The organism is Protofrankia symbiont of Coriaria myrtifolia (assembly GCF_900634755.1).
GTDB lineage: Bacteria > Actinomycetota > Actinomycetes > Frankiales > Frankiaceae > Protofrankia > Protofrankia coriariae.
In genome coordinates this window covers 1-9,639 of sequence record NZ_CAAAFS010000126.1, presented here as the reverse complement: position 1 = coordinate 9,639, position 9,639 = coordinate 1, and the positions used below count along the sequence as shown (strand labels likewise).

Genomic DNA, 9,639 nt, shown 5'->3' with positions numbered 1-9,639 from the left:
CTCCGTTCTCAGGGCCGAGCGGGCCCGCGGGCCGAGCGGAACCAACCGTCAGCTCAGCCCCGGGAAGAACAGGTCGATCTCACGCTTGGCGGACTCGGGCGAGTCGGAGCCGTGGACGAGGTTCTGCCCGATCTCCAGGGCGTAGTCGCCGCGCAGGGATCCCGGGGCGGCCTTGACCGGGTCGGTGGCGCCGATCAGGCCACGCGCCGCCTCGACCGCCCGTGGGCCCTCGGCCACCAGCGCGACCAGCGGGCCGGAGACGATGAAGTCGACCAGCTCGCCGAAGAACGGCTTGGCGGCATGCTCGCCGTAGTGGGTCTCGGCGACCGAGCGCTGAAGAGTGCGCAATTCGAGGGCGACCAGGGTCAGCCCCTTGCGTTCCAGCCGGCCGACGACCTCGCCGACGAGGCCACGGCTGACGCCATCGGGCTTGACCAGAACGAGGGTGCGTTCGACGGACACGGAACTCCTTCTCCTAGCTGCTCGCGTGGACAGCCGCGGTCCTCCGACGGCTGCTGTGGACCTTATCCACCGCCACGCCACGTTATCCACCGCCACGCCACGTTCGGCTCACTGGCAACATCTACCAGCTGACATCTACCGGTCAACTTCTGCCGGTCGACATCTACCGGCCAGCAGACGTCGGCCAGCGGGTGCCGGTCAACCTACCCGTCAGCGACGCAGCAGGTGCCGAGCCTCCCCCACCGTCACCAACGATCCGGTCACCACAATCCCGGCGCCGCCGAGGTCACCGTCCCGTTCGGCCAGCCGGACGCCGGCATCGAGGGCGTCGTCCAGGCGGACGGCGACCTCCACCCGGTCGGGGCCGAAGACGTCCACCGCGACCGCCGCGAGGTCGTCGACGGGCATCGCCCGTGGTGATCCGCTCTGGGTGACGACGACGTCGTGCAGCACCGGTTCGAGGGCGGCGAGGATGCCGGCGGCGTCCTTGTCGGCGAGCATCCCCACGACGCCGACCAGGCGATCGAAGCCGAACTCCTCGTCCAGCGCCTGGACGAGCGCCCGCGCGCCCGCGAGGTTGTGCGCGCCGTCCAGCAGCACCGTGGGCGAGCGGCGGACCACCTCCAGGCGCCCCGGGGAGTCGGCCTGGGCGAAGCCGGCCCGCACCGCGTCGATGTCGAGCGGCTCCCGGCCGCCGCCGAGGAAGCTCTCGACGGCCACCAGCGCGCATGCGGCGTTGTGCGCCTGATGCTGCCCGTGCAACGGTAGGAACAGGTCCTCGTAGACACCACCGAGGCCACGGATAGCGATCACCTGACCACCGATGGCGATGGTACGACCGAGCACCCCGAACTCCAGCCCCTCCCGCGCCACTGTCGCCCCCACCTCGGCGCACCGGCGCAGCAGCACCTCGGCGGCCGGCAGCGGCTGCTGGGCGAGCACGACGAGCGCGCCCGGATGAATGATCCCGGCCTTCTCCGCCGCCACCGCCTCCGGGGTGTCCCCGAGCTCCGGATGGTCGATGGAGATCGGGGTCACGACCGCCACTCCGGCGTCGATGACGTTGGTCGCGTCCCAGGTCCCGCCCATCCCGACCTCGACGACGGCGACGTCGACCGGCGCGTCCGCGAACGCGGAGAAGGCCATCGCGGTCAGCAGCTCGAAGAAGGTGACCCGCTCCGGATGCCGGCCGTCGACGAGCTCCGCGTACGCGATGACGTCGTCGTAGGCCCGGGTGAAGACCTCCGGCACGGCGGGCCGGCCGTCCAGGCTGATGCGTTCGGTGACGCTCTCCAGATGCGGGGAGGTGTACCGGCCGGGTCTGATCCCGAACGCGCGCAGCAGCGAGTCCGCCATCCGGGCGGTGGAGGTCTTGCCGTTGGTCCCGGTCAGGTGGATCGACGGGTAGGCCCGCTGCGGCCGGCCCAGCAGGTCGACAAGGTCACGCATGCGGTCGAGGTCCGGGAGCATGCGGTGCGGGAAACGTCCGGCCAGGGCCTTCTCGACCCGGGCGAGACCGCCGTCGTCGCTCAGCAGACCCTCGTCGCTCGGGCCCGCGCCGCCCGGGCCGGCGTCGTCCGCTCCCACGTCAGGCCGACTTCTCCTGGCGAGGGGTCCGCTTGGACGAGGCGACGTCACGGTCGCGCGGCACCAGCGTCGGGTTGACGTGTTCCAGGACGACCTCGCGCGTCACCACGGCCCGGGCGACGTCCTTGCGGCTGGGGATGTCGTACATGACCGACAGCAGGACCTCTTCCATGATCGCTCGCAGCCCGCGGGCGCCGGTCCCGCGCAGGATCGCCTGGTCCGCGATCGCGTCGAGGGCGTCCGCGGTGAAGTCGAGGTCGACCCCGTCCAGCTCGAACAGTTTCTTGTACTGCCGGACCAGCGCGTTCTTCGGCTCGGTGAGAATGCGGATCAACGCTTCCCGGTCGAGGTTCGAGACGCTGGTGATCATGGGCAGGCGACCGATGAACTCGGGAATCATCCCGTACTTGAGCAGGTCCTCCGGCATGACGTCGGAGAAGACCTTCGCGGCGTCCGGATCGTCCTTCCCGTGCAGAACCGCCCGGAATCCCAGGGATTTCTTGCCGATGCGTGCGTCGATGATACGGTCAAGTCCGGCAAAAGCTCCACCCACGATGAACAGGACATTTGTGGTGTCTATCTGGATGAATTCCTGGTGGGGGTGCTTGCGACCACCCTGGGGCGGCACGCTCGCGGTCGTCCCCTCCAGTATTTTCAGCAGCGCCTGCTGAACCCCCTCGCCGGAGACGTCCCGGGTGATACTCGGGTTCTCCGACTTACGCGCGATCTTGTCGACCTCGTCGATGTAGATGATGCCGGTCTCGGCCTTCTTGACGTCGTAGTCGGCGGCCTGGATGAGTTTGAGCAGGATGTTCTCGACGTCCTCGCCCACGTAACCGGCCTCGGTGAGCGCCGTCGCGTCCGCGATCGCGAACGGGACGTTGAGCATCCGGGCGAGAGTCTGCGCGAGCAGTGTCTTGCCGCAGCCGGTGGGCCCCAGCAGCAGGATGTTGCTCTTGGCGAGCTCCACGTCACCCTTGGCGTCGCCGCCGGCCCCACCGGCCTGGACCCGCTTGTAATGGTTGTAGACGGCAACCGACAGGATCTTCTTGGCCTGCTCCTGGCCGACGACATAGCTGTCCAGAAACTCGTAGATCTCGCGGGGCTTCGGCAGCTCGTCCCACTTGAGATCGGAGGATTCCGACAGCTCCTCCTCAATGATCTCGTTGCAGAGATCGATGCACTCGTCGCAGATGTAGACACCGGGCCCGGCGATGAGCTTCTTCACCTGTTTCTGGGACTTGCCGCAGAACGAGCACTTGAGCAGGTCGCCGCCGTCACCTATGCGTGCCACCGAGGACTCAGTCCCTTCGTCCAGACGATGGTGTCGCCTGCAGGTCAGGGGCGGCCGGGCCGCCCAGTCGTCGCCTGTCTGTTACTATCCTGCCCGCGTTACCGACTGTTGCACATGCCGGCGACATCGGGCTGATGGCCGTCACATCCTCGTGTGGGGACCGTACCCCGTACAGACGCCCGGTGAGAGCCCTATCGCGCGGCTCGCGCAGATCAGCCCACGGTCCGGCGGCCGCGTCCGCGGACGCCCGCGCCGTACGGATTGAGCCCGGGCACGCCGTGGGCACGGCAGCCAACGCGCCGACCGGCCGTCCATTTGATCACCTGCCACCCGATACACGCCCGACATCGTGATGAAACAGCCCCGGACGCCCCCACGGACGGCCGGGGGCAACACGATCGCATGCCTTCCGCGCCCTGGACACCCGGGGCCGCCCACCGCGGCGGGCCGGCGGGGCTGGCCCGCCGGCCGCGCGGTGCCCGGCTCCCCCGGCCGTCCGGGGGGCGAAAGCAACGCAGTCATGGTTTTCGCCGCGCCGGGGGTCGCTACCGGGTGGCCGACGAAGCGGCTGCCAGCTGGGAGGACTTGCGCGTCGAGATGACCTCGTCGATCAGCCCGTACTCCTTGGCCTCGGCCGCGCTGAGTATCTTGTCCCGCTCGATGTCCCGGCGGATCTCCTCCTCGCTGCGGCCGGTGTGCCGGGCGTATATCCGCTCCAGCAGCGCACGCATCCGCAGGATCTCCCGAGCCTGGATCTCCAGGTCACTGGACTGGCCCTCGCCCTGCCCGGACGGCTGGTGCAGCAGGATGCGGCTGTTCTCCAGCCCGAAACGCTTGCCCGGGGTGCCGGCGGCGAGCAGCACCGAGGCGGCCGATGCCGCCTGCCCCATGCAGATCGTCTGGATGTCGGGACGGACGAACTGCATGGTGTCGTAGATCGCCGTCAGCGCGGTGAAGGAACCGCCCGGAGAATTGATGTAGATCGAGATGTCGCGGTCCGGGTCCTCGGACTCCAGGAACAGCAGCTGCGCCATCACGTCGTTGGCGGACGTGTCGTCGATCTGCACGCCCAGGAAGATGATGCGCTCGCGCAGGAGCTTCTCGTAGGGATCGAGAGCGATCTCGCCCCGGCTGGTCCGCTCGATGACGCGCGGCAGGACGTATCGGCTGACGGGTTGACGGCTGGTGTCGCCCTGACCGGTGATCGTCTGGTTCATGTCCGGGTGCCTCCCCGACGGCTTGTGATGATCGGTGGCAGATTCGACGGTGCGGGCCGAGCGTCCCGCATGTTCTTCGAGCCGGTCCGGTGGGTGGTGGCCTGGTGGATGTCGATCGATCCGCGCGGTCGACGTCCACCAGGACGGCCCGGCTCGACCGGGACTAGCTGACCGCGCTCTCGCTGGGCACCTGGCGGGCCTGCGATACCACGTGGTCGACGAATCCGTAGTCCTTGGCCTCCACGGCCGTGAACCAACGGTCGCGGTCGGAGTCCCGCTCGATCTGCTCGACGGGCTGGCCGGTGTGGAACGCGATCCGCTCCTGCATCATCCGCTTGGTGTAGAGCATCTGCTCGGCCTGGATCGCGATGTCGGACGCGGTACCTCCGATACCACCGGAGGGCTGGTGCATCATGATCCTCGTGTGCGGCAGCGAGTAGCGCTTGCCCGCCGTGCCCGCGCACAGGAGGAACTGGCCCATCGACGCGGCAAGGCCAAGAGCCACCGTCACGATGTCGTTCTCGACATACTGCATGACGTCGTAGATCGCCATGCCCGCGCTGACCGAGCCGCCGGGGGAATTGATGTACAGGGAGATGTCCCGATTCGGATCCTCGGCGCTGAGCAGCAGGAGCTGGCCGATGATCGTGTTGGCGATCTGGTCCTCGACCACCGAACCCAGGAAAATGATCCGTTCGCGCAGCAGGCGGTTGAAGACCTGCTCCTCGAAACCGGCCCCGTTCGACCCTGGCGAGCGAAGCTGCGGGACTGCCAGGCTCGGGGCTGCGATATCACTCACGGTTAACTCCTCGGCTTCCTCGCGCTGGCGGCGGTTGATCTGACCGGCTCGACACTATCTGTGACTCGCGTCGGTTCCGGGAGTTCACGCTCGATGTTCGCGCTGGGCGTGAGGGCCGGCCAGTCCGAAATCTGATCAATTCGGACATCGAGGCATCATACAGGCGCCGGATGGACGGCCGGCCAAGGCCCCGGGGGCCGGCTACCAGTCGGGCGCTACCAGCCGGGCGGGGTCAGGTACCGGTCGGGCGGACGAGGCACCGGGGTCAACCCCCGGACGGTCCTCGTCCACCCGGCGACGGTCAGTCAGGGGTGGTGCCGGGACGCTCAGACGCCGGGTGTGGGGCCGACCTGGGTGTCACCGGCCACCTCGTCGTCGTCATCGTCATCGCGGGCATCGCCGTCGACATCGTCGACATCGGCGTCGTAGGCGCTGCCGGCATCGGCGTCGGCGGCGTCGTCGACATCGTCGACTGCCGGCTCCGGCCGGCGGGGCAGGTCCAGCTCCACCGCGTTGCCCTCGGCGTCAACGACCTTCACCTGCTCCAGCAGGAAGGTGAGAGCCTTGCCGCGCAGGGTGTCCGCCATGATCGAGGCAAGGCCCTCGCCCTGGGAGATCTGCTGGGCGAAGACCTCCGGGCTCAGGCCCGCGCGTTGCGCCCGGCCGATGATCTGCTCCATCAGCTCGCCCTGCTCGACGCCGATCTGCTCGATATTGATCACCGCGTCCAGGATGAACTGGGAGCGCAACGCCCGCGCGCCCAGCCGCCGCAGCTCGTCGAGGTACTCCTGCTCGCTCTGGCCGAGCGACTCCAGGTAGGCGGCCCGCTCGAGGCCGAGGCGCTCAAGCTCGTGGGAGAGGCGGTGCTCGCGGGCCTCGACCTCGCTGTCGAGGACCGACTCCGGCACCGGCACGTCGAGCCGCTCGATCAGATCGTCAAGGATGCGCTCCCGGGCCTGGTTGAGCTGGTTGAGCCGGGCCCCCTGGCCGAGGCTCGCCCGGACGTCCTCGAGCAGCTCCGCCAGCGAGTCGAACTCGCTGGCGGTGGTCGCGAAGTCGTCGTCGAGCTCGGGCAGCTCACGCTCCTTGACGCCGCGGACGGTCGCCGTGACCTCAGCCGACTTCCCGGCGTGCTCCCCGGCCAACAGCTCGGTCTGGAACGTCCGGCTCTCGCCCTCGGAGACACCGGTGATCGCCTCGTCGAGGCCCTCGACAAGATCGCCGCTGCCGACCTCGTATGACAGGCCAGCGGCGTCGGCGCCCTCGACGGTCTCCCCGTCGACGGTCGCGGTCAGGTCGAGCGAGATGAAGTCACCGGCCTGGACCGGCCGCTCCACCGGCCTGAGGACGGCGAACCGCTCCCGCAGCGTCGTCAGATGGGCCTGGACCTGCTCCTCGGTGACCTCGGCAGCGTCGACGGTGATCTCAACGGTGCCGTACTCCGGCAGGGCGATCTCCGGGCGGACGTCCACCTCGGCGGTGAACACCAACGGGGCGCCGTCGGCGAACGAGCTGATGTCGACCTCGGGCTGCGAGAGGACGTCGACCTCCTCCTGGCGCACCGCGTCGGTGTAGAACCGGGGCAGTGCGCTGTGGATGGCCTCCTCCAGGATCGTCCCCCGGCCGAGGCGCTGGTCGAGGATGCGCGGCGGCACCTTGCCCGGCCGGAAGCCGGAAACCCGGACGTCCCGCGCGAGTTTGCGGTAGGCGGCGTCGACAGAGGGCTTGAGCTCGTCGAAGGGCACCTCGACGGTCAGCTTGACCCGGGTGGGACTAAGGGTTTCCTTGGTGGCCTTCACGGCGCGGCTAACTCCTGATGCGGCGGTGGATCGGATGGACGCGCCGAGATTACCGGTCGGGGCGGGGAGACTCGAACTCCCGATCTCCTGCACCCAAAGCAGGCGCGCTAGCCACTACGCTACGCCCCGTGGCGTTGCTCCTCCATCCTACGGGGTAGAGTCTCTGGAACGTCCCGCGGGTGTAGCTCAATGGCAGAGCCCCAGCCTTCCAAGCTGGCCATGCCGGTTCGATCCCGGTCACCCGCTCGTTCGCGCCGCCCCTGGTCAGGGCCACACCCCGGCCAGGGTGGCGATCTTTGTAGCACGGCGATCCTTGTCGTGTCGTCGGCCCGCGCGGTGTCCGGCCCGGTTCATCGGGCACGATCGGATGCACCATGACGCTCGCCGACCGCCTGCCCCCGCATCCCGACCCCGACAGCATCTTCGACGCGTTCACGGAGTGGACGCAGAAGCAGGGGCTCACCCTGTACCCCGCCCAGGCCGAGGCCCTCATCGAGGTGGTGACCGGATCCAACGTCATCGTGGCCACCCCGACCGGGTCCGGCAAGAGTCTGGTGGCCACCGGCGCGCACTTCGCCGCGATGGCCCACGGCCGGCGCAGCTTCTACACCGCGCCCATCAAGGCGCTGGTGTCGGAGAAGTTCTTCGCCCTGTGCGCCACGTTCGGCCCGGGCAACGTGGGGATGATGACCGGGGACGCCGGCGTCAACGAGACCGCCCCCGTCATCTGCTGCACCGCCGAGATCCTGGCCAACATCGCCCTGCGGGACGCGGCGGCCGCCGGCGTGGGGCAGGTCGTGATGGACGAGTTCCACTTCTACGCCGACCCCGACCGCGGCTGGGCGTGGCAGGTGCCGCTGCTCGAGCTCGCGGACACGCAGTTCGTCCTCATGTCGGCGACCCTCGGGGACGTCCGCCGGTTCGAGGAGGACCTGACCCGCCGGACCGGCCGGCCCACCGCCGTCGTCCGCTCCGCCCAGCGTCCGGTGCCACTGTTCCACCACTACGTGACCACCGCGCTGCACGAGACGCTCGAGGAGCTGCTGAGCACCCACCAGGCGCCGGTCTACGTCGTCCACTTCACCCAGGCGTCGGCGCTGGAACGCGCCCAGTCGCTGATGAGCATCAACGTGTGCAGCCGGGCGGAGAAGGACGCCATCGCCAGGACGATCGGCGGGTTCCGGTTCGCCGCCGGGTTCGGCCGGACGCTGTCCCGCCTGGTCCGCCACGGCATCGGCGTCCACCATGCCGGCATGCTGCCGAAATACCGCCGGCTGGTGGAGCAGCTCGCCCAGGAAGGGCTCCTGAAGATCATCTGTGGCACCGACACCCTGGGTGTGGGGATCAACGTGCCGATCCGCACGGTCGTGTTCACCGCGCTGTCCAAGTACGACGGGACGCGGACCCGCCACCTCAGCGCCCGGGAGTTCCACCAGATCGCCGGGCGGGCCGGCCGCGCCGGCTACGACACCGTCGGCACGGTCGTCGTGCAGGCGCCCGAACACGTCGTGGAGAACGAACGTGCCCTGGCCAAGGCAGGGGACGACCCGCGCAAGCGACGGCGGGTCGTCCGCAAGAAGCCCCCGGAGGGATTCGTCTCCTGGGGCCCGGCGACCTTCGAGCGGCTGGTGGCCGCCGAGCCCGAGCCTCTGACGTCGAGCTTCGCCGTCAGCCACGCCATGCTCCTCAACGTGATCAACCGGCCGGGCGACGCCTTCGCCAGCATGCGCCGGCTGCTCACCGACAACCACGAGAGCCCGCCCGCCCAGCGCCGGCACATCCGCCGGGCCATCGCCATCTACCGGGCGCTGCTCGCCGCCGGCGTGGTGGAGAGACTCGCCGTGCCGGACGAGACCGGACGCACCGTCCGGCTCACCGTCGACCTGCAGCTCGGCTTCGCCCTCAACCAGCCGCTGTCTCCCTTCGCTCTGGCCGCCCTGGAGCTGCTCGACCGCGACGCGCCCGACTACGCGCTGGACGTGGTGTCGGTCGTCGAAGCCACCCTGGACAACCCCCGCCAGGTCCTGTCCGCCCAGCAGTTCAGGGCGCGCGGCGAGGCCGTCGCCCAGATGAAGGCGGACGGCGTCGAGTACGAGCAGCGCCTCGAGCTGCTGGACGCCGTCACCTATCCCAAACCGCTGGACGACCTGCTCGGCGCCGCGTTCGAGACGTACCGGCGCGGCCACCCGTGGGTCGCCGACCACGAGCTCGCGCCCAAGTCGGTGGTGCGGGACATGTACGAGCGTGCCATGACCTTCGCCGAGTACATCGGGTTCTACGGCCTGGCCCGCTGCGAGGGGCTGCTCCTGCGCTACCTGTCCGACGCTTACAGGGCCCTGCGGCAGACCGTTCCCGAGGAGGCCCGGACCGAGGAGCTGACCGACCTCACCGAATGGCTGGGGGAACTGGTCCGCCAGATCGACTCAAGCCTGCTGGACGAGTGGGAGCGGCTGCGCAGCCCCACCCCGGACGGGCGGCCCG

7 protein-coding genes and 2 tRNA genes are annotated in these 9,639 nt (G+C 69.3%); 2 read left to right on the top strand and 7 right to left on the bottom strand.

The annotated features are described in order from the left end of the window. Positions 1 to 48: 48 nt before the first annotated feature. From ndk to CM1CMNOD_RS06870, 7 genes are all read right to left on the bottom strand, one after another. Positions 49 to 462, bottom strand: a complete 414-nt coding sequence (gene ndk, locus CM1CMNOD_RS06900; protein ID WP_013872947.1) for a nucleoside-diphosphate kinase — start codon at positions 460 to 462, stop codon at positions 49 to 51. Positions 463 to 672: 210 nt separating this feature from the next. Beyond that, the gene (locus CM1CMNOD_RS06895) at positions 673 to 2,049 is read right to left on the bottom strand and encodes a bifunctional folylpolyglutamate synthase/dihydrofolate synthase (protein ID WP_013872946.1); all 1,377 of its coding nucleotides are present in this window, start codon (positions 2,047 to 2,049) and stop codon (positions 673 to 675) included. 1 nt (position 2,050) lies between these two features. Next, complete coding sequence (clpX, locus tag CM1CMNOD_RS06890) at positions 2,051 to 3,343, bottom strand: ATP-dependent Clp protease ATP-binding subunit ClpX (protein WP_013872945.1); 1,293 nt, start codon at positions 3,341 to 3,343, stop codon at positions 2,051 to 2,053. Positions 3,344 to 3,888: 545 nt separating this feature from the next. After that, positions 3,889 to 4,560: an ATP-dependent Clp protease proteolytic subunit gene (locus CM1CMNOD_RS06885; RefSeq protein ID WP_013872944.1), complete on the bottom strand. Its 672-nt coding sequence runs from the start codon at positions 4,558 to 4,560 to the stop codon at positions 3,889 to 3,891. 163 nt (positions 4,561 to 4,723) lie between these two features. Beyond that, a complete protein-coding gene (locus CM1CMNOD_RS06880) occupies positions 4,724 to 5,359 on the bottom strand; it encodes an ATP-dependent Clp protease proteolytic subunit (RefSeq protein ID WP_013872943.1) in 636 nt (211 codons plus the stop codon). A 326-nt stretch (positions 5,360 to 5,685) separates the two neighbouring features. Continuing rightward, positions 5,686 to 7,158, bottom strand: a complete 1,473-nt coding sequence (tig, locus tag CM1CMNOD_RS06875; protein ID WP_013872942.1) for a trigger factor — start codon at positions 7,156 to 7,158, stop codon at positions 5,686 to 5,688. Between the two features lie 56 nt (positions 7,159 to 7,214). Further along, positions 7,215 to 7,287: transfer RNA gene (locus CM1CMNOD_RS06870), tRNA-Pro, on the bottom strand. 46 nt (positions 7,288 to 7,333) lie between these two features. Between CM1CMNOD_RS06870 and CM1CMNOD_RS06865 the strand changes: the two genes are divergently transcribed. Continuing rightward, positions 7,334 to 7,404, top strand: a tRNA-Gly gene (locus tag CM1CMNOD_RS06865). A 128-nt stretch (positions 7,405 to 7,532) separates the two neighbouring features. Further along, on the top strand, positions 7,533 to 9,639 hold a 2,107-nt coding region (locus CM1CMNOD_RS06860; protein ID WP_131773906.1), incomplete at its 3' end, for a DEAD/DEAH box helicase.